Below are 21,396 nucleotides of genomic sequence, written 5' to 3'. Positions count from 1 at the left end.
TAATAATGCACCATTTTAAGGCAAGTGAAATATCAGTTAAGCAACAGTATAAGTTAGTGATTGGAGGGGTTGTGCCTCGTCCAATTGCTTGGGTTGCAACATTGGATAAAAGTGAAAAAGTCTATAATGTTGCACCCTATAGCTACTTCAGTGGTGCATCCAATGAATTACCGCTTCTAACAATTGCAGTTTTACGAGTTAACGGTAAAATGAAAGATACCGCTAGAAATATTCTTGACACGAAAGAGGCAGTTGTTCATGTCGTTGATGTTGAAAATGCAGAGGCTATGAATTTCACATGCACGAGTTTGCCTAGAGAAGAAAGTGAACTTAAACTAATTGATGTGGAGCTAGAGGAGAGTAAATCAATCAAAGTTCAGCGCATTAAAGGAACAAAGATTCAATACGAAACCGTTATGTATCAGTATGTTCCAATAAATAACGAACAGGGCGAAATTATTACAGACTTTTTTATTCTTAAAATCGTTGACTTCCATATTGATGAATCAATATACGATCTAGATAGTCAATATATAATAACTGAAAGATTGAGGCCAGTTGCCCGACTAGCAGGAAATCAATATGCAGTTTTGGGTGAAGAGTTTTCACTTAAGAGACCTGATTAATATTTTGCACTTTGTTTTAAATTCTTTTGTTAGTATGATGGGACACGATGACCGTATCCATAGGACAGCAGGAAATTATACCACTCCCTTTACATTCAACTATTTTAAAATTTCGTACAAATTGCTTGATTTTGCTCCATTGGCTCTGTAGCGATGAGTACGAAGAATAAATCTATTAGATTCGAGTTCATTAAGTACTCGTCTGACAGTTCTATCTGAAATGTTTAAGTTCGAAGCAATGGTTCTGATTGAATGGAAACATTGCTTTTTTCGTGCACCATGTCTTTCGAGGTAGAGGTATACAAGTACCCCATTAGAACTAATCTTTGAGTTGAAAATTTCAAGGTGATTATTCAAGTTTTATCTTTCCTTTCCTTTCAGTAACTTGTATTTGAGGAGTTGTGGTGACTGCTTTTAATATTTCAGTTTTTGAGACATACTCAACTTGCTGTTGCGTGTTCTCTTTAATATTGTAAGGTTCCTCAAAAACAATACCCCACTTAGTGAATAGTTCTAACTTTGACCTCATTGGGTTCGATCCAGTTTTCATTACAATAAAGTTACCTTTAGGCATAGATTTCAATTCATCAGGAGTCATAAGCGGTCGCTCTATCATTTGAAGACTTTGAGATGAATCACCTTTACCTTTACTCACTGAACCGCTCATGATAGTTTGATTGCCTAGATTCTTAGATAACACATCTGCAGTTTCAGAGTTTGGTGCAAAGCCACCAAGGATTGAAAGTTGACAGTTATCGACAATAATTTCTGCCCCATTTTTATCGTAGTTCTTTTCAAGTTGCGCTAATGACTGAATAATTGCTACAATGGATAGTTTTCGAGATCGTGATGCACTAAACATCATTTCAATGCTATCAATTCTAGGGATAGTTCCAATCTCATCAAGATAAAACATAACTCTGTTTTTAAGAGTTCCACCCATGTCATCTGCTACTGATAAGATTTCACGATAGAGTTGTTGGATGATTAGGGATATGATGAAATGTTTAGTATTGTCTTCTTCAGGTAGTACTAAGAAGATTGCTGAATTTTGATTGCAGAAGGTTTCAGCATCAATGTCAGTGTCAAAACAAAGCACTTGTTCAAGTTCTGAATCAATAAAGGTATTCAGACGAGCAAGTGCGGTTGATAGGATAGATTGCATAGATTGTTCAGAGGTATTGAGTGACGCGCCTGCAAACCAACGTGCTTTATGATTCTCGGGTAACAAATCAATAAGTAGTTTAAATTCGTTTGATTTATTAGCAGCTGGAGCCATTAAGTCTTGAATGAGTTTAAATACAGAAACAATATGTCGTTTCGATGGTTCTGCATACTCTGCAATTATAAGTATTGTTGCAGTTAGTAATCCTTCTGCAGAGTCATAGAAGAATTGATTTTGACCAAAGTTCATATCTGAACCACTCGAGTAAATGACTGTTTTCGCAATGATCTTTGCATATTTCTCAGCTTTAGCTTTAATAGAGACATCTGCTTTATTTATAAGATACATATCCATATACTTATTAACCAAGTGAAGCATATTGAAATGATGACTTTGTAGTGGTTTTCTTAAATCAATCACGGATATCTTATATCCATAGTATTTTTCTGCAATGGTGGCATAGTTTCGAAACAGATCACCTTTTGTGTCGGTGCATAGGAAAGACATCCCACTAGCACAAGCAAGTTCTAGATTTGGATAGAGGAAGTAACCTGTTTTACCGACTCCTGCTGATCCAATCATAAGGGTGTGAACATCGTTATCATCGACTAAAGCATAAACTTTTCCATATTTCTTCTGATATCCAACAATAACGCCCTGTGAGGGCGATTTGACGCCTTGTTTGCGCCATAGCTCTGGAGTATAAGTGATTAGTCGATATGTCCTTTTAACCTCGTCTAGCGTTGCAAAACAAGCGGTGCCATGTTGTCCTTGTCCTACACGTTTACTTTGTATGCTGTTGAGATTGTAATTTCTGTTGGAAACAAAAGCGATGATAACAAGACCTAAACCAATAAGAGATAGAATGACGATTGCTTCAGTATCCATTATTCTTTAAACTCCATATCATAACTTACTTCTTCTTGTTTAAAATCAACTTCAACAGGTTCAACGTATTCAGTAATGATATTGAGTGCTTCTTCATAACTATTTGATTCAAAGACTCTTGCAGACATTTCAGAAGCTTCTTTGGACATATTATTTTCCTTTAGTGTTCTTGAATCAACACCAACAAGATTGAAGATATTTCCATCTGCTCCAATTAGTGGAGATTTGGGTTTTTGATTATTTGTCATTGATGATTTTCCTTTCATTTAACGATAAAAAAACATGAGTATAGATGCATCGTTTTGCAAGACTCATGAGTGCTTCTATTAATTGATTTTTCTCATCTTCGGTAAGATAAATTTTGGTGATAAATAGTGTTTTGATGGTGTCGAGTTCTTTTGTAAATCCAGCAAGTTTCTTATCATGCTCACAGTATTTCATAAAGGGATCAGATTCATCTTTGAGAAGGTCAACCATGTCATCCATTGAGTGTCGTATTTCAAAATGACGGTATTGTTGCCGAGCCAGCATTAAGGCGTTTCTTCCGCTTTCAAGAAGTACATTTCGATATTTCTCAATTTGTTTTGGAGACGTAAAGTTAACACCGTAGTAAACAACTGAAATGCTATCCATTAGATCCTTAAGCGATTTATCCTTTTCTTTATGAGATAGTTTCACAACTGTCTGAAGTGCATCATCTACAAACTGATAGAAGGGTTCTCTAAGTCCAAGCGTAACGGGTTGGTTATGAATGAATTTAAGGTCCTCATTAAAATCTTTAAATCGTGGGTATTTGATTGATATTTCAATAGCAGAGTTTTCTCGCAATTCATCTTGAAGTTGGGAGGTGATCTCTTGACCTGCACTATCATTATCAAGACAAAGAACAACTTTTTTAATTGATGGTACATCATTTAGTATTCGATGAATTGCTTGTGAGGAGAGTCCGCATAATGCAACGTAAGAGTTCTGTTGCCAATTTTCGTTATTTAAAGTAATGTATGACAGCAAATCAATCGGTGCTTCAAATACAAAGAGTGAATTATTAGATCCGATCCAATTGAATGAATAGCGACCATCAGATCCATCAAGATTTCCTTTAAGGTCTATTTTTGAAAGATGGGTACTATGGCGATGAATATGCTTTACTGTACCATCGATATCTTTGCCAACAAAGATACAGTTGTGATACTTACGATCTTCATAGATAAGCTTTTGGTTGATAAACTCATCAACAATTGAGTTATCAAGAAATCTGAATTGCTTAAGATATATTTCTATAATTCTAGAATTACTATTTTTAGGCGGTGGTTTGAGTAGTATATTTGAATTCAAGTCGTCTACTGTTACATCAGCAAGTTCAAATTTACTAAGAATGAATGATATTGCATCTTCTTTAGAGTAATTAAAAAACGTGGTAAGAAAATCCACAGGAAGTCCACCACGTTTTAGAGAATGTTGATACCATAAGTTATCATTGATTGATACTGAATTATGTTTTTCCCATCGAATACTTTTACCGATTTCCTTAATAGGTTCATTCAGCTTTATTAAAAGTTCTTTGATAGGTATGGTGTTTGCTTTATAAAGGTTTTGCTTTGAGTGCATGTGTTCCTCCGGTTTCTATGTATATTCGTAATATAAGTGATATTATATTGCCTAACTTTTATGTGTATCATTTTCATGTTGACCTAGTGTGATTTTCTGTTTTCTTATTTTAAGAATGAGTCTGTGGTCGACTTGATAATTGTGAACTCGCTTCATCATTGAAGATTCAAAGAGGTTACTGATTTGATAGAGTAATCGTATACTATCGGATGTCATCATAGAGTTGTTTCGGTTAGGTGATACGTATTGAATATCAGACTGAGTGCCTTTTCTTGAATAGGTTTCTATTTCGCGAACATCTTCAGATTCTGGAGGTATTAATAATACGGATTCTTCAAAATTTCTCTGATCTTCCTCTTTCATTTCCTTCACTGGAATAGGGGTATCAATAATAATTTTAGGTATTTGTTCAGTTGTTTGAATTTCTTTAGCTAGTTTGATAATGGTATTCTTAATGGATTTAAACTCATCGAGATCTGAAAGATGGTGGATTTGTTCTTGTTTATTGGTATAGGTACTGAGTATTTCATTTCGTTGTTCATACCACAAGTCTAAAAGCTTCTGTACATGAAGGTTTTTTGAAAGTTCATCAACAATAGCATCAACCAATCTTTTTAAAGGTTTTTGGAGGTAACCATATGATTGTTTCCCTTTCATAGATTTCAGTTCACGATGTAATTGCAGGAGTAAGGAATCAATCTTGGGGTCACTTTCAATATTTTGATTAAGAGAAGTAATATGTTCTTGAATAAGTTCTTTACTTACAAGTTTCAACTGGTCACGATGTTGAGTTTGTTTTTTATAAATATGAAGATGTTCATCTTTGAACATCTCACGGGCAAAGACAAAACGTATTTGATCCATTGATTTTTGATTGAGATATCCTTGTTTTCCATCTTTAGCAAACATAACTAAATGAACATGAGGATGATGAGATTCATCATGAAATGCACCATACCACTCGAAGTTTTCTGTGTCGATTTTCAAATATCTTGCGACATCATTCTGTTTGCTTCGAACAAGTGATTTCCATAAGTTCAAACTGTCATAGCCAAGACGTTTAGCATCATTTCTTTTGAGTGAAATAATTGCTGTCCAAATATTACCAGGGTGTTCTTTTACGACTTCCTTAACATGTTCCAGTACCAAAGGTTCATCGCTTATAGAAAAAAGACCATGATGTCCTTCTTTGACAACGCGTGGTCTTTCAGCAATGTATTGAACGTATTCATCTATATGAGATAGTTCTTCAATCATTGTTTCTTCAACATAAGAAATGAATTCTGATGTAGATGCAATTGACTTCTTAGTTAGGTATTCTTGATAGAGTTCATGTGATTGCATGTTTGGATATTTCTTCAAAAGATTTGTAATTAGATTTTTCTGTTTGGATGTTGATGGCTTATGCCCAAAGGAGTGGATATTTTTAATGACACCATCACGCTTCGCAATGTATTCAATAAATCCTGTACGATTCTTTTTATTGGGCTTCATATATCCAAACTTTATAATGAGCTTAGTCATCATCCACCTTGCTACTTTGATATTTCATTACTTCTTGAAGATTGAGAGTACCAATGGTTGATTTTATATCTTTAATACACTTGACTCTTAGTCTATCTAACGTTACATCATCAATTTCAAAGCTAGCACCAATAATATTCATCATCATACTTGTTTCAACGGTAAGTTTGAACAACACTTTAGCAAGTCTGTCTTCTGTGAGTTGTATTGATGATTTTATAACAGACTCAATAGTTTCGTTAAGAAATGACGTATTGTGTTCAGTGTTGAGATAACTAACATAGAACTTTACTGCTTCTTCAATGAAATCATTTCTTGATTTCACATTAGCAAGGTCTAAGTTATCATCGCAAAGTTTAATAATTTCTGGGAACATCATAGTTCCAGTTTTAATTCTTGGTTTCATATTTAATCCTTTCAAATTTGAACTAATGTTTGTAATTTTCAACACTAGTTTATTATTGATAAAATGTACTATACCTTTTAGGTGTTTTTGCTTATACTTTAATTAATAAATAAAGGAGATGAATAATGAATGATAAGGCTAAATTTATTAGTGATTTAAAAGATTTTATCATGTCTGATGGAAAGGGTGTCTTAATAACTGGAACACATCAATACTCGAAGCACAAAGTAATTATTTCTGTTTTGAACGAAATGTATAAAAATAAAAAAATCTTATTTAGATCTAACTCAATGAATAATCTTTCTAATAGTGATTTTGTTGGTTTTGCAGGTATCAATAAACAACCAAAATCTAATCAATGGTATAAAGTAGGTAATAACTACTATATGTTTGATTCATTTAATAATTCGAGAACCAACGCTTCTCGCTCTAATCAGTTTGATTTTGCAATAGTGTATCCGATTGATGCTATGATAAGAGAAAAAAAATATAATAGAATGTATGATTTGGATTCTCAGTATAATCTAAAAAAAATATTCTATGTGTCGTGGACAGATCGTTCATCTTACGTTTATAATGATATTAATGATTTGTATCAAAATCACTTAATATATGATGTCGAACAAGAAGATCCTGAGTATCACAAGAGAGTGTTAGAAAATGTTGATTAGGTCCCGATACTATAACCCCAGAAGAGTTTTTCGTAATACTTGCATACTAAAGCTAAATTTACAGGTTTAGAAGGAAAAAAAACTAAAAGTTTCAAATGTAAAATCAGAAAATGACGATAAAAAATATGGTTTGTGATTACAAAGAACTGAAAAAGAATAACTGAATTATAATCCAGAACTTATCGTTATTGTATCGATTAGTGATAATTGATTAGCAGATGATTTGATGAATAATATTGTAATGATTTAAAATAGAAAGGATATTTCAATGGATGCTACTGAATTAATTAATGCGCTTCAATCAATTAAGGATAAGTTTTTCACAAACAATAATATGCCTAAACTTGTTGTTGGTTCAGGATTGTCGATTTCTTATGGGATACAGGGAATGGAAGAACTTCAAGAGCATTTAAATTCTAAAATGCCAAAAATACTAATAGACAAACCAGAATGTATTGAAAAATGGGATGTTATTAGTAAAAGATTAGAATCAATGGATTTAGAAAACTCACTTGCTGTACTTGATGCCAGTAAAGATCAGCATTTGCTCACAGCTATTACAGCAGAAACTTCTAAAATATTACTGAACACCATGCAATCTAAGATGGTGGATATTTTTAATAAAGATTCAGGATTTAAAAAAATGATATCATTTCTTAGTAAATCCTGTAGTAGTAATAATAGAGTTTTAGATATTATGACTTCAAACTATGACATGTTAATCGAGTTAGTCGCTGATGGGTTGGGAATACAATGCATAGATGGATTTGAAGGGAATATACTTAGTAAATTTAATGAGAATGTTTTAAAAAACCCAAGCGCAAAGTATAAAACAAATGGGAGTCATCGTTATATAAGACTGTTTAAACCTCATGGATCTTTGAATTGGATCAAAGCTGGCAATGACTATATGAAATATAATGATATTAATTCATTATTGCTTGATATTGACAAGATATGCATTGTTGCTCCTGGAGGAGCAAAATATAGAGCAGGATTGACAGAAAGATGTTTCAGATCTAACCGAGAGATATTTAATGAACTAATAGCTTATGATTTCAAAATACCGTTAATCATTTTTGGATATGGGTTTAATGATGAACATTTCAATGCTCTTTTCATGGACAATCAAACTAGACCATTATTAGTTATTAGTAAAAGTATTTCTCCGGATATTGTAGAGAGACTAAAATTATCTAGTGATAATGTAGCAATATATTTTGATGGAAAATGTGGGTTAAATAAGCTGTTGTATAAATCTCAAATTTATACGGTTAGTGATGATTTATGGAATTTGGACGTTTTTGTTGAAAGAATTATTGCCTAATATAAGGAGGAAATTATGAAGGAAAAACTATCAGATTATTTAGTTAATTCATTTGGAAATGTAATAGGTGTTGATACCAAGAAGATAACGGTTGATATTGAGAAGGAAGAAAACTTAAACCTATTAAAAATTAATGATATAGTGATACTAAAGGGAAGAAATGATGACGAAAAGTTAATTGGATTAATAACAAAAGTAGTAAAGAAGTATCTTGATGAAGAAGATGACGAGATGGACTTTTCTTCAAGTAATCTAGCCATTGTTTCATTAGTAGGAACTTTTTTTCAAATATTCAAAGGAAAAAACAATGTTTTTAAACGGTCAATAAGTAGTTATCCAGAAATTAATAGTAATGTATTTCTTGCTGGTAACAAAGAGTTAAGTATAATTATGAATTCACTAAATGATTCTAATTCAAAGAATCCGCTTTTAATCGGTAAGTATGCGAGTAATGAAGATGTAAATGCTATATTAAATGGAAATAAATTTTTTCAACGTCATGCTGCAATTGTGGGCAGTACAGGAAGTGGAAAATCGTATACTGTTGCAAATATTCTAGAGAAGATAACTAGTCTCCCACATAGTAACGCTATTGTATTTGATCTACATGGTGAGTATAATGAGTTAGATTACGCTGAACAAATCAGAATTGGTTCAGGCGAAAAAGATATGAAGATTCCTCTTTGGTTATTCAATTATGAGGAGATCCATTCATTATTTATAGAGTCTTCTGAAGGAACATCATCTAATCAACGTGCTGTAGTAACAGAATTTATTTTGAGAGAGAAAAAGAAATATATTAAAGAAAAGATGAAAGATATCGATACTAGTATTGTTACTGTTGATACTCCTATTCCATTCAGCTCAAATCTAATGTGTGAGTATTTAGTATCTAGAGATACAGAAATTGAATATGGAGAATTAAATAAAACTGGGGCAAATGCTGGAAAACCAAAAGAAAAACAAGGTCAATATTATGGCAAGTTAACAAACCTTATAAATAGACTTCAAACAAAAATTGATGACAAAAAATACTCGTTTGTTTTTAGTGATGATAACATTCTAGATGTTGGTTATTTGAATGCTTTCGCAAAGAAATTATTTGATAATTCGAGCAAAAGAATTAAAGTAATTGATTTATCAGAAGTACCTTCAGATATTCTACCTATTATTATTGGAATAGTGACAAGAATTATTAATGATGTACAATTTTGGATGACTCCAACAAAAAATAAAACAAGATTACCACTAATTATTGTTTGTGATGAAGCACATATTTATATGATGAATGACACTTCTAAAATGAAAGCTGTTGAAAGAAAATCGTTACAGATATTTGAAAGTATTGCAAAAGAAGGCAGGAAATATGGGATTGGGTTACTAATTGTTTCTCAAAGACCTTCGGAGTTGAATACTACAATTGTTTCACAATGTAACAACATTATGAGTCTTAAAATAACGAACGATAGAGACAAATCCGCTGTCGCTAATTTGTTGACAGATTCACTTGAAGGAATTGTCGACACTCTACCAAATCTGGATATAGGTGAATGCATTGTCGTTGGGGATGCAATTATGCTTCCATCAAAAATAATCTTAAATGAGCCAAAGCAGGCTCCAAAAAGTGCTACAATAGATTTTTGGGATAAATGGGAAGATAATACAGGGACTGTATTTGAAGTTGATGTTGCCATTAAGAACCTTATTAAGCAACAACGATAAAATCGCCGAGCGTTGCGCGGCGAAGTAATTAGGAGCGGAGTACTACCGCTCCTTTAACCTGCTTCGGATTATTCTTTGGTCTGGAATCGTGACGATAGGCGAAATCTCTTGAAATTTACATACTTCGCAAACAGGCTCACAAATCGATGAATTTTACTCGAGTTGGGTACTTGTTCCACTTCGATGAGAAAGAGCCCACAGCTCGCCAACAAACCGGCACAGAATTTGAATTACATCTAATATTGTATCGGTGATAGTGCTTAGACACAAAATACGGTACTAATTGAGGTGAAATTAGTAGTTAAATGAGCGGTACCACGCAAATTTTATGTGGTACCGCTTTTTTGTACTATTATTTCTGTGGTTTTTGAGTGATAGTTTTGTTGAATTTTGGAATAGAAGCTGATGCTTTCTTCTGTTCATTGTTTAGCTTTGACTCTAAATAGTAACGTACTTCACTCGGTACAACATCTTCATAATGTTTTTGGATTGTATCATTCAAAACTGATTTTAAGTCTTTGCTTGATTCTGAACTGTATAGATTGATTGCATTCAATCGTTCATCATCAATTTCAAGTACAAATTTTACTTTTTTCATTATGACCTCCTAATATTGTATTTCGTAATGTAAGTTCTCGTGAACTTCAGATTGATCAATCATTTCTAAAGAATTAAACTGTTCTGTATATTGATTGATATCTTCACGAGAAAGAGAAGTGAAGTGTTCACTGCCATCATTTCCTACAACAATGAAACGTCCCGCAATCAAGTCTTGATCCAACCGTCTATTCGCTGGTAAGTTCATCATCTTACCGTTTTCGTTACAGAGAAGTTCTGCTGAATGACTGAGTGATACAAGTTCTAAATCACCACCGACCATCGCTTGTAGTGATTCAAGATTATTATCGAGTATCGCAACATAGGGTTTAGTTTGTGGTTCAATTACTAGTACTTTGATTTTTGAATAGCTATCCTCATAGTTACTTGTTGTGTAAGTATGAGTATCTAGCAAATCATGAACGTTGGTTGCAAAGCCTTGATATCGTGCGTAATTGTAACCTTCAGATTCGATCACAATTCCATCAAGTTCTTCATCACAATAGACGAGGATACTATGGTTCTGTCCGTACTCGTCTTGATCCATTTCATCAAGATGGTCAATAATGTAATCACGATCTATAGTCGGATTATCCAATAGATCGTGGTAATCACTGTAAGATACTTTAATTGCAGTCTTGATAATGTTCTTGATTGGATCAAGTCTTTCCTTACGGACTAAGGGAGTATTAATTTCAAGATTCACAAATTTCTTTTCATAAGTTTTGGATGGTGATTGGATAACTTGAAATTCATCTTCACCAAAAATAAGACCGAGAGATTGTCCGTTATCCCAAGAGACATGGATGGTTCCCATATCATCCACAAAGCTAATCGTACCTTGAGTTCCAGAGGGCACGGATTGTGGATCATTCATTTCTATGCATTCGATACGCATTCCTGTTTGGTAGCGTTCCTTAAGTTGTTTTGTATTCATAATCAATTCCTTTCATTGTAGTCATTCAGACATTGTTTTAGCTTTGTTTTGAGTGCGTATTCAGAAATCATATCAACCTCGTCAGGATCATAAAGTGTGATAATTCTTTGATCCAATAAGTCATCGATATCAGTTAGTAGCTGACTTTGATTTGATGAAAGCTCGAGAAGCAAATCAAAACTATCGGATTGCGGTTCCGTAATTCTATCTTCATAATTTGAGACAATAGTATCAAAATCAATCTCACCTTCAACATAATCTGTGATCCATTCGAGTGCTTCTTTAAAAATATGTTGTGCTTTTTTATATGGCATAAACAGTTCCTTTCATTTTTTTAAGTGAAGTCTTGGGTTAACATATTGGCGGTTCACAATAACTTCAAAGTGAAGGTGGGCACCAGTACTGTATCCAGTTGAACCAACCTCGCCAATTTGTTGTCCTTGTTTAAGGACTTGATATTCAGTGACATGTATCCGGTTCATATGAGCGTAGACCGTGAATACTCCTCCGCCATGATCAATCACACAAAAGAATCCAAGTCCTTCATCGGTGTATCGGACGACCACAACTTTGCCATCACCTACAGCTAAAAGAGGAGTTCCTTGCGGTCTTCCTAAATCAATACCTGTATGATAATTACTTGTTGTTGAGCCATCTGGTAAGGGTATCGGTTCACGAGGACCAAATTCTGACGTAACATACTGTTTCCAATCGTCCTCTAGTGGACTCCTAAAGACACCACCAATATATGAGGTCTTTTCGGAAATGATATAAGCATTTTCTAGAAGAGTTGCCATTGGAACATAATCATCCAGTCCTTTATTTATACCCGTCAACGCAACGCGGTATATTTCATAGATTGTTTCAGTTTTTGATTCAATGTTAATCTTAAGATAAGAAGATGCATTACGAATTACAGTATCTGTTGATGGTATGGATTTGTGTACTGGAGGTGATTTATCACTTGGTTCATCTGTTATGTAGAAACACTGTAAGTATTCGGAGATATTTAGTGATGTCAAGAATTGATTGTTGTCATAATCGATGGTTGCTCCAAAGAGAATACTCTTGATTAAAGTTGAATCCAATCGTCCTTCAGATATTTCAAGAGTTGCTAGTTCATCATCGATTTTTTGAAATGTTACTTTGTAGTTCTCAATAAGTATTCGATATTCATCAGGTACAGACGGGGAGATTTCATGATTCATAAATACCACATCAATGAGATGGTTGTTATGCTTTGAAGCGCCATCAGCACCACTGACTAGAAATATCATGATTAAGAGAAGCGGTGATACTGCAATAATTGTGAGTGATTTAAGAAGCTTTCGTCCTTTCTTACTTTGAACCAAAGTCAACAGTACTTTAGCAATCTTCGCTCCCATTATCGACCACCCGCTAAACCAAACAATCTTTCTTTATATTCTGGTGCATGAACTTTTAAATTAAAACGTTCATTCCCACATCGATATAAACACACACCCCGTTGCGGATATCGAATGAGTTCATATTCAGATTCTTCAAGTTGCAAAGCATCCATATAAAACTTCTTATCAACACTTCCGGCATTAAACAGGAATTGATGTGTTGGAATAGAGAATAGGGGTTTGGTATATTCTTTAATTTTAGGAAGGTTGAAGTCTTCAAGGTTTTGAGATGCAATGATGATGGAACTTTCTTTTTTGCGAACTCGTTTCATGAAGTTCCGGATATATTCCACAGCGGTCAGATTAGTTAAAAATAAATAGAATTCATCCAGTGCACCTACAGTGGAGCCTTTCGTAAGAAGCTCGTTTGACATATATGATAAGACATTAAATAAGAGCGCATTTTTGAGATTTTGATTTGAATTAAGAAGCCCTTTAACACCGAATGTAACCAGTGAACCATGTGTGATATTTGTATGACCATTAAAGTACTGAGATTCTGAACCCTTACAGATGGAAAATAGCGCAAGACAGATCTCACGAAGGCTTTCTTCCGAATAAAGATGTTTTTGTCCGTTATCGTAGTTTTTAAACTCGGTATCTATTAAATCGTAGAGATTAGAGAGAATCGGATAATCCGTTGATTTAAATCGTGATAAATCTGATTCATCAGTAATCTTGAATGAGTCATACAGTTTTTTAATCATGATCTCAATGGTATCAATATGTGCTTCAGATAAATCCTTATAACTTTTAAAGAAGTCTTTAAGGAAAGAAATATGCTGAGAGAGTTTGTTGGACTTCTTAAAAGCAGCAGGGACACTTTCATCGTATTGCTCTTCAAGAAGCACTTCATCTGACCAAAGCTTGGGTTCTAAAACATTGATAATATGCTGACCATTGGTTAAGTCAATATAGTCACCTTGTAAGTTATGGGTAAGTTCTGCATATTCACTTTCGGGGTCAAGCACAATAACGCGCATTCCTGATTCTAGAAGATTACAGATAATGAGTTTCAGTAAATAAGATTTACCTTGACCCGAATTGCCTAAGATGATGGTATTGGCGTTGGTTTTATCTTCGGAACGTTTGTTGAAATCTACAATGATATTCGAACCATATTTATCGCGACCGAGGTAAAATCCATTTTCATCAGTTTTACCTGAGTAATTAAAAGGGAAGAAATTTGCGACTGATGAAGCGGGTAGGACTCGTTCAAATTCTTCTTTGAATTGATTGCTACCTGATGGAGCAACAGATAAGAATCCTTCTTTTTGTCTTAGTAACAGTTTATCGACATTCATTTTTGAGCGAACCAGTTCAGTGAGTACATCGGTTTGAAGTACCTTTAGAGATTCTAAATCCGATGCAATCATTTCAATGAATACTGCGCAATGAACCAGTGGTTCTCGAGAACGATGCATATTCGCAATCAATACCGTTAAATCTTGAATATCTGCTTGTGCTTCAATCGTATCTTGAACCTGTGTTGAAGACGTGCTTTTCATCTTATTCTTATTGGAAGCGTTAGTGATAATCTTCTTTTCCTCAAGCGGTGTTACGAGTCGAGAATAGATTTTCAGTGTGATGTTCACTTTTTCACCTAAGTAACGAAGGAGCGCTTGTTCTTCAGTTGATGTAGGATATTCTCTTAATGCCCAAACTGAACGATACGTATTACCACAAATGAAATGGTCTGTATAAAACTTAATGATTGAAGGAGATACCATATCAAGAAATGTTTGGGTACGATTTTCATCGGTATGTACTTCTTTCTTTTCAAGAAGAAATTTGAAATTGAATAATTTCATAAGTTTTGCCACCTTTCACCGTCAATATCTTCAAACTTATCCGTGGTAACATTCTGTTCATAATAAACAGCCAACATTGTTTTGAGTTCGCCCTTAGATAAACGACTGATTGAAAAACCAAATTGCTTGAATGCTTTCTCCAAACGATTCAAGGAGTGCTCTGAATCGTTTATTTGAGACTGACGAATACAGATTAAAAAAGACCGGGCGGTTGCGGTCTTGACTTGAATTTCATCAATATACTGAAGGTCGCGTTCAAGTAATTTTCTCACTTGAGGATTTGTTTCTTCAGCAATGCGCCATTTTATATGACTTTTATTAAGACGGAAATTCTCACGACTATTGAGACAGAGTATTTCGACAACTTCGGTTGTTTTTATTAAATTCATAAGAGTAAATATTTTTGCTTCAATATTCTCATCAGACAACACCGATAAGTTATAGGGGGCAATTGCATAATAGGTCAGTTGGTGATTGTTGTAACCAAGAATACTGGATTCTCGGAGTGACTTCAGATTAAGAAGTCGACGAGTAGAACTAGAATGTCGCTTCATTGCATCACCTGTTCATAGCAGTAATCAGTTTCATCAAAGATTATTTCTTGAGGTTCCGCATCACCCTGTTGTAGAGGAATCAGTACGGGTAAGAGTTTATTTTTCAGATATTCTTGATTTGGGCATTGATCCACAAACCCTCCAACTACTGAAGTAAGAATCAGTGTATCAGCAGTATCAGTTATAGTGCAATTGTGTAAACTGTTCTGGGTGATGAAGTTGGCGATATTTTCAGGTGTATCCTCAAAGTAATGTTTCTTGTCATACATACCATCAAAGTTGAAGATATATCCAATGACTTTGTTCTTAATGTTTTCCATGGTTTTCCATCCCTTCTTTTTTCCATGTAAAGGTTTGAGGTTGAGATATAAAAAAACGACATGAGTAAGTGATAAAATCGAGAATACTCATGTCGTCAAATCTTAAGGTGAGCAGTGCATAGACTGCAGTCCCCACTAAGAAGTGAATCATATTTAATTGTGTGTAGATGAATACTGAGATTAAGGTTAAGATTCCAATAATTACAATATCCCTCATATACCAAAACCATAGTATGGGCTTGGATTTCAGGTTATTTGGATACAGATACATAATACCTCCTCTATGTGATTATACTAAGCATTTTTTCGAACACGGTATAGTTATTAACAACTATAATTGCAAGATTTTCTCTAACTCTAGTTAAGCCCTGAAACAATAATTTATAATATAAATAATCAGGATTTGGATGTTTAATCCCTACTAGCCTTCCATCTGAGTTGTAATAAAAGGCTTTATCTATTATCATAACAACTTTGTCAAATTCTTGACCTATTACCTGATGGGTATTGAAATCGTATCCGAATTGATCAGTACTTCCTGATTTATAATTTGACTTTGTATAGTTAATAAAAACATACTTTTTTGTTTTAAATGCTCTAATATAGGTTTGAGCGATTTCATCAGTTTGAGCGAAAACAATTTTTATAGACGAATAATCTGGTAAAATATCGTTATGATTCAGATTAAACATTCTTCTAATAAATGAAGCAAGTTGCCGATTAGTTCTAATCTTATCTGTTAGTTTGTATTCTTCAAAATATTGGAGATTTCTAACTACTCCGGTGACATCATTATTGTTTTCTGTTCTGGAAAGGGTTTGATTTCTGTCATAAGAAAAAACGCATTTAAATATGCTCTTTGTTGCATCAGAAATAAGCTTCTCAAGTTGGCGTTTATAAAATCTATGTGCTTCATCAACGAAAACAAAATCAAATTGCTCAAAATTAGTATCCTCAAATTCCTTTGCAGAAATTATTCTAATGTTACTGCTTTTTCTATTTATAACATGGTGACCATCGCATAACATTCCGCAGTGAATAATACAAATTTTGCAAGTGATTGACAATTCCATAGCTAAATTATAAAGTGTTAAGGTTTTGCCTGTCCCCGGACCACCAGTAATACCGAAATAAATAGTTGAAGAAGAATTGTCAGTGAGATGTAGGATGATAGAGTTGGTAATCTCTTCTTGGTGGGGAGTTAAAAAATAGTCATTTCGTAAGAATTTCAACGGAGTATTTAGTGGAGATACTAGATAATTCGATGCTCTAAATAGTTCGTCTAGATCTCCATTGAAATAATCTTTCATTAGCAGTAAATATTTGACCAGCTCGGAAACGGTTGTTTCTATGAGACGATTATTATCATCTAAGGAATAAAACGTTTGACTGCTTGATATATATGTAAATTGATATAATTCTTTCCTTAAATGACTCAGATAATACTTATTACGCTGAAGTTGATTGCTCAGCTTTTCAATAGTAGTAAATTCACTTTTAAGTTCTATATTAACGATGTTGTTCTCGTTGATTTTTAATAAATCGAACTCTTTTCCTATCTGAGGAATTTCGTAAGAAAAATAGAATCCATCAAAATCATCGTGGCTCAATTTATTATCTAAAAGTATATTAACCAAAGAATGAAAACTATTAACTTCATGTATCTTTGCTTTTTTAATTTCACGCCTATTAGATAATAATTGTTCGTATCTCTCGAAAATGGCTATATTAACTCCAGATTTACTTAAATCGAATAAATTTAGTGAATTCATTTGTTTATCCCCCATCAGAATACTATTAATAATATTTTATCATTTTGTAGTAATTAACTCGAGATTAAATAAATCATTAATTTTACGGAACTAGAAAAGGAGATTTGTAGTTATTTCTTTATAGAAATCGTTTTAACAATATTTAAAGCACTTTGGGTTGCATAAATCGTTCCCATCATATTACCACGTGTTGACGTATCAAGTCCGAATTGATCCGCGATGCGTGGTATTTCATTTGCTGACATCATCAGACCTACTCCAAGGAGTAAGTTATCCTTAAAAACCATTAATCCTGCAACCAAGAAAACCGACTGTAGGAATGTAGTTAGACATAATGCTACAATCTGCTTACACCATCCAATGAATCCATCGGTAAATCCACGAGGCACTGATAGCATGTATAAACTTCCTACAGCTATTTGAGTAAGGAGTATACCACCGCGTTTTAAATTACTAAAGAACACTTTAATGACAGCATACCCTAAAGCGATGAGTAGGAATATTGAAAAGATGGCCGATACAGACAGGGTACCGACAAATCCAATTGATGAGGTTGCTAGTTCACCAATGGTCCCTGTACTATTGGATAATCCTGCAATGCTAACGGATAAGGATGTTTGCATTGAGATTGCAAACTTAAAGAGTTCAATGGGTAAGGTGGTTATCAGTGATGTCGCAATAAAGCCTTTAAGAATATTCAGGAGGGTATTGCTAACATTACCTTGACCATTCTGATAGGCAATGGCAGTTTCAAAGACGGCGAGAATCAGTCCAACTGCAAACATTGCCCAAGCAAGGTAGTTAAAGAATATAACAATTGCTTGAACCCAAACAAAGTCAAAGAGTTCTGCCCCCATATTGTTAATCATGCCGAAGAACTCGCCGAGAAATGAAACAATTTGTGCATGGATCCAATCGGTGATCTGACCAAAGATCTTCTCGGCGATAAAATCCCAAATAAACATTACAGTAACCGCCAGATATAGGTTGGAGCAGTAAGGGTAAAGACAAGACAGACGAAGAGAATTGCTGGGGCAGTCCACTCAAAACGATCATTATTTCGTTTGTAATCAAAATATGAGCTTCCCAGTTTCACAAAGAAGAAGATGGCAAGAATAATACTGAGTGCAGGAAAGATGACATTATTAACGACCTGTCGAATCTGACTTTCTGCATTATTCCATGTTTCTTCAATAACTCCTGATACATTCCCTTGTGCATAGGTAGGGTGTGCAAATATGAAGAACAAAAAAGTGATGAAGAGTAGGGATAGAATCCACTTCATCACTTTAGGATGTGTTAACTTTTTAATCATTGGTTTGGTTCCTTTCTAGTGTTTGTAAGATTATTTTCGCAACCTTAAGCTGCTTTGATTGTGGTAAAGAGTTTAAAGCATTTTGAATGACACTCTCAATGTCTTGGGATGATTGTGCATCATGATCAACAATTCCAACTTTTCTTAAAGTAATGCCTTTGGTATCGGCAATAATCTTAATCACATCACCAGGTTGTAATGATGCAATGTCACGGTGTTCTTTTGGAATTACAACACGTCCTTTATCATCTAAGACTTTAAAGACAGAAATATCAGTTTTCATAAGGTTCCTCCCAGAGTGTTTGTTGATATGGATGTTGGTTTTGATTTAAGGAAATGTCATAATTTGCAATTAGTAGTTCAGGAAAGGTACTACCAGCTTCATAACGTTGTCGTAAGTTGTTTAATCTGCTGACAGGAACAATCATAAAGTCTCGATATAAATCTCGAATATATTCACAGTCGTTGTAGGATAATAAAAACAATCCTTTGCATTGTTTTAAACAATCACGCAGTTGTTTATGATCTTCTTTTGAAAAGTCCGCATCATAAATCTTTTCAGTTTCAAAATAAGGGGGATCACAATAGAAGAAGGTACTATCCGAATCATGAGCTTGAATCAAATCTTCAAAATCTCGGTTCTCAATGACAACGCGCCTTAAACGATGACTGGCTCTCATGATGGTTCGTTTTAAGTTCTGTAAGGTTAAAACTCGACTACCATAAGATTTACCTCGTGAACCGTAACTCCAGATAATGGCTTTATAGAAAAGAACAGCACGTTTCACATCATGCTGTTCTGCTTTAGTGGTTAATAGATTTTTGATTTCTTCATAACGTGGAGGATCAAAGACTTTCTTTGCAATCTTCAACTCATCTTTTACAAATAAGGTATCTTCAAGTTGTCCACTAAGAATTTCAAGAATGATTTTGTATTCATCACGAGAGTTAAGAGGAAGATATCCCATCGTATCAATAAAAGCAAGCGGACGATCTCGAACAACTTGAAATAGATTAACGAGATCCTTTTGATAGTCGTTGTAGACTTCTTGTCGTGAAATTGGTTTTCCAAAGAGTACTGAAGCGCCACCACCGAAAGGTTCGACATACTTGTTGATAATGGATGGAAGTCGTGGGATGATTTCATGAAGCAACGCGCCTTTACCGCCAATCCAAGGTAAGTATGATTTCATAACTTTTCTTCCTTTGTTAGAGAGTTTTCAAAGAAGTGGCTATACTCCTCAGGAACCTCAAGAAATCCGTTTTCTGTTTGAACAATCGTATTGTTATCTATCATAGTTTTACCTACCGCATCATAGTCTATAAAATCATCAATCCATTTTTGGCACTCAACCCAATTATTTCTTGCTAACTCCTTGAGTTTTATAGAGGCATACTCTGCTTGGGTATTAATCTCAGTTTCCACGAGTTTAAAATCATGAAGTGACGCCAGTATCACTTGTAATTGACTCTGGTCATCAACATGGATGTAATCTAAAACTGTATTGAGACATTGAATCTCTTTATAGTGAAGCTTATTAATGTTTGAGATAAAGCTATTGCTCAATTGAATATTAGACTCTAGAAGGATGGGTTTGATATGGTTGAAAAGTTCCCCATCAAGATTCATATTTTCAATAGACAGTGTTAAATCATCGATGGATTCCACATCCAGTCGTAAACATGATTCTTCAAGTTCAGTGTCATCAAGACAAAGTGGCAATCTGATGAATGATTGATTTGTTGGATTGGTGACAGTAACTTGAACTGATGGTTCTTCTAGCCATCGTGAGTGGTATAGCTTTTCATTTTCGGGAATTGAAGGGAGTTTGTCATTAAGAACAAAGAGCCACCCATAATCGGTTTGATGATGTTCAAGATGCTGTTTAGCCCAGTCACCGTCATCAAACCATTCAGGTTCATTATCCGTTCCAATAATTCCATCCGGGACTCCATTAGGATAATGTTGTACAAAGAGTTCTCGAGCAAGGTTATCTGAAACGGTATAATCGTCAAAGTTATTGATGAGACCAAAGTAATGAAGGTACTGAATATGCTGTGTTAGTTCATTCAAAGTGAGTGAGGGGTTTAAAGATACGATTGCGTTTATCTTTTTTTGTTCAAAGTCAGTTAAACTCTCATATAACCTTACAAATGCGTTTAACTCATATGCATTGAGTGTTTGATGATTCCGAGTATTAAGCCAGGGTATGAATTTTTCTTCAAGCAGTTCAATGGTTCGATTCGGAAAGAATTCTTTGAGCTGTGTTAGTGTAAGTGGGAAGTCATACGATCCGATGTCACCATTGTTCATTCTAAACCTGATGTTTGTCATAGTGTTGTTCCTCCTGAGTGGGCTTTAAGAAAGTCTGAATAATATCTTCAGATAATTCTGCATACTGTTTTTGAGTAATGATCATATGTTGAAGTTCGATAAAATCATCATCATGCTCCAACATTAGCCAACCCGACTCATCCAAAGGAAGAGGAACTCTAGATACTAGTGTTCCCCAATGATTGACATGAATGGTTGGTTTAATGGCAGAAGGTTCAAAACCGTCATCGCTTGATTGAATATCGTACTTATATAGACCTGCATTTAATTGATCGTGCTTAATTCTTCCATAAGTGAAAGCGACCAGTTGACCTTTGCAGATTGCCAGTTTTAAGTTGTGATCTTTCATAGTGAACCTCCATTTAAAAAGTTTGGTGGATTGAAGATACCA

The 21,396-nt window shown here is 34.3% G+C and carries 25 protein-coding genes; 4 read left to right on the top strand and 21 right to left on the bottom strand.

Annotated elements, in window-relative coordinates; genetic code table 11:
- The first annotated feature begins 5 nt into the window (after positions 1 to 5).
- Entirely contained in the window at positions 6 to 626 is a 621-nt protein-coding gene (locus G7061_RS08460; RefSeq protein ID WP_166120562.1) for a flavin reductase family protein, read from the top strand.
- 99 nt (positions 627 to 725) lie between these two features.
- Here G7061_RS08460 and G7061_RS11025 read toward each other — a convergent pair whose 3' ends face one another.
- From G7061_RS11025 to G7061_RS08430, 6 genes are read right to left on the bottom strand one after another with little or no spacing between them, the layout of a single operon-like run.
- Positions 726 to 983 (bottom strand): helix-turn-helix domain-containing protein, encoded by a 258-nt coding sequence (locus G7061_RS11025; protein ID WP_166120559.1) that lies wholly within the window; start codon positions 981 to 983, stop codon positions 726 to 728.
- Positions 976 to 2,679 carry a VirD4-like conjugal transfer protein, CD1115 family gene (locus G7061_RS08450; protein WP_166120556.1) on the bottom strand — a complete coding sequence of 568 codons (1,704 nt, stop codon included), beginning with the start codon at positions 2,677 to 2,679 and terminating at the stop codon, positions 976 to 978. The genes G7061_RS11025 and G7061_RS08450 overlap by 8 nt, the downstream gene beginning before the upstream one ends.
- Positions 2,679 to 2,927 (bottom strand): hypothetical protein, encoded by a 249-nt coding sequence (locus tag G7061_RS08445; RefSeq protein WP_166120553.1) that lies wholly within the window; start codon positions 2,925 to 2,927, stop codon positions 2,679 to 2,681. Before G7061_RS08445 ends, G7061_RS08450 begins: the two co-directional genes overlap by 1 nt.
- On the bottom strand, positions 2,917 to 4,287 hold the full coding sequence (locus G7061_RS08440) for a DUF3991 and toprim domain-containing protein (protein WP_166120549.1): 1,371 nt from the start codon (positions 4,285 to 4,287) through the stop codon (positions 2,917 to 2,919). The genes G7061_RS08445 and G7061_RS08440 overlap by 11 nt, the downstream gene beginning before the upstream one ends.
- A gap of 51 nt (positions 4,288 to 4,338) precedes the next feature.
- Positions 4,339 to 5,811, bottom strand: coding sequence for a MobP3 family relaxase (gene mobP3 / locus G7061_RS08435; RefSeq protein WP_166120545.1), 1,473 nt, complete (start codon positions 5,809 to 5,811; stop codon positions 4,339 to 4,341).
- The gene (locus G7061_RS08430; RefSeq protein WP_166120541.1) at positions 5,804 to 6,217 is read right to left on the bottom strand and encodes a hypothetical protein; all 414 of its coding nucleotides are present in this window, start codon (positions 6,215 to 6,217) and stop codon (positions 5,804 to 5,806) included. The genes mobP3 and G7061_RS08430 overlap by 8 nt, the downstream gene beginning before the upstream one ends.
- A gap of 125 nt (positions 6,218 to 6,342) precedes the next feature.
- Here G7061_RS08430 and G7061_RS08425 point away from each other — a divergent pair, with 125 nt between their 5' ends.
- From G7061_RS08425 to G7061_RS08415, 3 genes are all read left to right on the top strand, one after another.
- Positions 6,343 to 6,888: a hypothetical protein gene (locus G7061_RS08425; RefSeq protein ID WP_166120537.1), complete on the top strand. Its 546-nt coding sequence runs from the start codon at positions 6,343 to 6,345 to the stop codon at positions 6,886 to 6,888.
- 268 nt (positions 6,889 to 7,156) lie between these two features.
- Positions 7,157 to 8,215, top strand: a complete 1,059-nt coding sequence (locus G7061_RS08420; RefSeq protein WP_166120534.1) for an SIR2 family protein — start codon at positions 7,157 to 7,159, stop codon at positions 8,213 to 8,215.
- Positions 8,216 to 8,230: 15 nt separating this feature from the next.
- Positions 8,231 to 9,937 (top strand): ATP-binding protein, encoded by a 1,707-nt coding sequence (locus G7061_RS08415; RefSeq protein ID WP_166120531.1) that lies wholly within the window; start codon positions 8,231 to 8,233, stop codon positions 9,935 to 9,937.
- 352 nt (positions 9,938 to 10,289) lie between these two features.
- Here G7061_RS08415 and G7061_RS08410 read toward each other — a convergent pair whose 3' ends face one another.
- The 15 genes from G7061_RS08410 to G7061_RS08340 all read right to left on the bottom strand — a co-directional run bounded on the left by G7061_RS08410 (position 10,290) and on the right by G7061_RS08340 (position 21,354).
- Positions 10,290 to 10,535, bottom strand: a complete 246-nt coding sequence (locus tag G7061_RS08410; protein WP_166120528.1) for a DUF6103 family protein — start codon at positions 10,533 to 10,535, stop codon at positions 10,290 to 10,292.
- Between the two features lie 9 nt (positions 10,536 to 10,544).
- Positions 10,545 to 11,471 (bottom strand): DUF4314 domain-containing protein, encoded by a 927-nt coding sequence (locus G7061_RS08405; protein ID WP_166120525.1) that lies wholly within the window; start codon positions 11,469 to 11,471, stop codon positions 10,545 to 10,547.
- A 2-nt stretch (positions 11,472 to 11,473) separates the two neighbouring features.
- Positions 11,474 to 11,785, bottom strand: coding sequence for a hypothetical protein (locus G7061_RS08400; RefSeq protein WP_166120522.1), 312 nt, complete (start codon positions 11,783 to 11,785; stop codon positions 11,474 to 11,476).
- A gap of 12 nt (positions 11,786 to 11,797) precedes the next feature.
- A complete protein-coding gene (locus G7061_RS08395; protein ID WP_166120519.1) occupies positions 11,798 to 12,856 on the bottom strand; it encodes a M23 family metallopeptidase in 1,059 nt (352 codons plus the stop codon).
- Positions 12,856 to 14,709 (bottom strand): VirB4 family type IV secretion system protein, encoded by a 1,854-nt coding sequence (locus G7061_RS08390; protein ID WP_166120516.1) that lies wholly within the window; start codon positions 14,707 to 14,709, stop codon positions 12,856 to 12,858. Before G7061_RS08390 ends, G7061_RS08395 begins: the two co-directional genes overlap by 1 nt.
- Entirely contained in the window at positions 14,706 to 15,263 is a 558-nt protein-coding gene (locus G7061_RS08385) for a hypothetical protein (RefSeq protein ID WP_166120513.1), read from the bottom strand. Before G7061_RS08385 ends, G7061_RS08390 begins: the two co-directional genes overlap by 4 nt.
- Positions 15,260 to 15,583 carry a hypothetical protein gene (locus G7061_RS08380; RefSeq protein WP_166120510.1) on the bottom strand — a complete coding sequence of 108 codons (324 nt, stop codon included), beginning with the start codon at positions 15,581 to 15,583 and terminating at the stop codon, positions 15,260 to 15,262. Before G7061_RS08380 ends, G7061_RS08385 begins: the two co-directional genes overlap by 4 nt.
- Positions 15,570 to 15,854 (bottom strand): hypothetical protein, encoded by a 285-nt coding sequence (locus G7061_RS08375; RefSeq protein WP_166120507.1) that lies wholly within the window; start codon positions 15,852 to 15,854, stop codon positions 15,570 to 15,572. The genes G7061_RS08380 and G7061_RS08375 overlap by 14 nt, the downstream gene beginning before the upstream one ends.
- A 10-nt stretch (positions 15,855 to 15,864) precedes the next feature.
- A complete protein-coding gene (locus tag G7061_RS08370) occupies positions 15,865 to 17,355 on the bottom strand; it encodes an ATP-binding protein (RefSeq protein WP_166120504.1) in 1,491 nt (496 codons plus the stop codon).
- 110 nt (positions 17,356 to 17,465) lie between these two features.
- Positions 17,466 to 18,320, bottom strand: coding sequence for a conjugal transfer protein TrbL family protein (locus G7061_RS08365; protein ID WP_166120501.1), 855 nt, complete (start codon positions 18,318 to 18,320; stop codon positions 17,466 to 17,468).
- The gene (locus G7061_RS08360) at positions 18,320 to 18,670 is read right to left on the bottom strand and encodes a DUF3852 domain-containing protein (RefSeq protein ID WP_166083340.1); all 351 of its coding nucleotides are present in this window, start codon (positions 18,668 to 18,670) and stop codon (positions 18,320 to 18,322) included. The genes G7061_RS08365 and G7061_RS08360 overlap by 1 nt, the downstream gene beginning before the upstream one ends.
- Positions 18,663 to 18,953 (bottom strand): AbrB/MazE/SpoVT family DNA-binding domain-containing protein, encoded by a 291-nt coding sequence (locus G7061_RS08355; RefSeq protein ID WP_166120498.1) that lies wholly within the window; start codon positions 18,951 to 18,953, stop codon positions 18,663 to 18,665. The genes G7061_RS08360 and G7061_RS08355 overlap by 8 nt, the downstream gene beginning before the upstream one ends.
- Positions 18,943 to 19,863 carry a DNA adenine methylase gene (locus G7061_RS08350; protein ID WP_166120494.1) on the bottom strand — a complete coding sequence of 307 codons (921 nt, stop codon included), beginning with the start codon at positions 19,861 to 19,863 and terminating at the stop codon, positions 18,943 to 18,945. The genes G7061_RS08355 and G7061_RS08350 overlap by 11 nt, the downstream gene beginning before the upstream one ends.
- Complete coding sequence (locus G7061_RS08345; RefSeq protein WP_166120491.1) at positions 19,860 to 21,005, bottom strand: hypothetical protein; 1,146 nt, start codon at positions 21,003 to 21,005, stop codon at positions 19,860 to 19,862. The genes G7061_RS08350 and G7061_RS08345 overlap by 4 nt, the downstream gene beginning before the upstream one ends.
- Positions 20,986 to 21,354, bottom strand: coding sequence for an LPD28 domain-containing protein (locus tag G7061_RS08340; protein ID WP_166120489.1), 369 nt, complete (start codon positions 21,352 to 21,354; stop codon positions 20,986 to 20,988). The genes G7061_RS08345 and G7061_RS08340 overlap by 20 nt, the downstream gene beginning before the upstream one ends.
- Positions 21,355 to 21,396: the final 42 nt, after the last annotated feature.

Source organism: Erysipelothrix sp. HDW6B (genome assembly GCF_011301115.1).
Taxonomy (GTDB): domain Bacteria; phylum Bacillota_I; class Bacilli_A; order Erysipelotrichales; family Erysipelotrichaceae; genus Erysipelothrix; species Erysipelothrix anatis.
The sequence above is the reverse complement of the archived record's forward strand: the minus strand, read 5'-3'. Positions and strand labels throughout refer to the sequence as shown.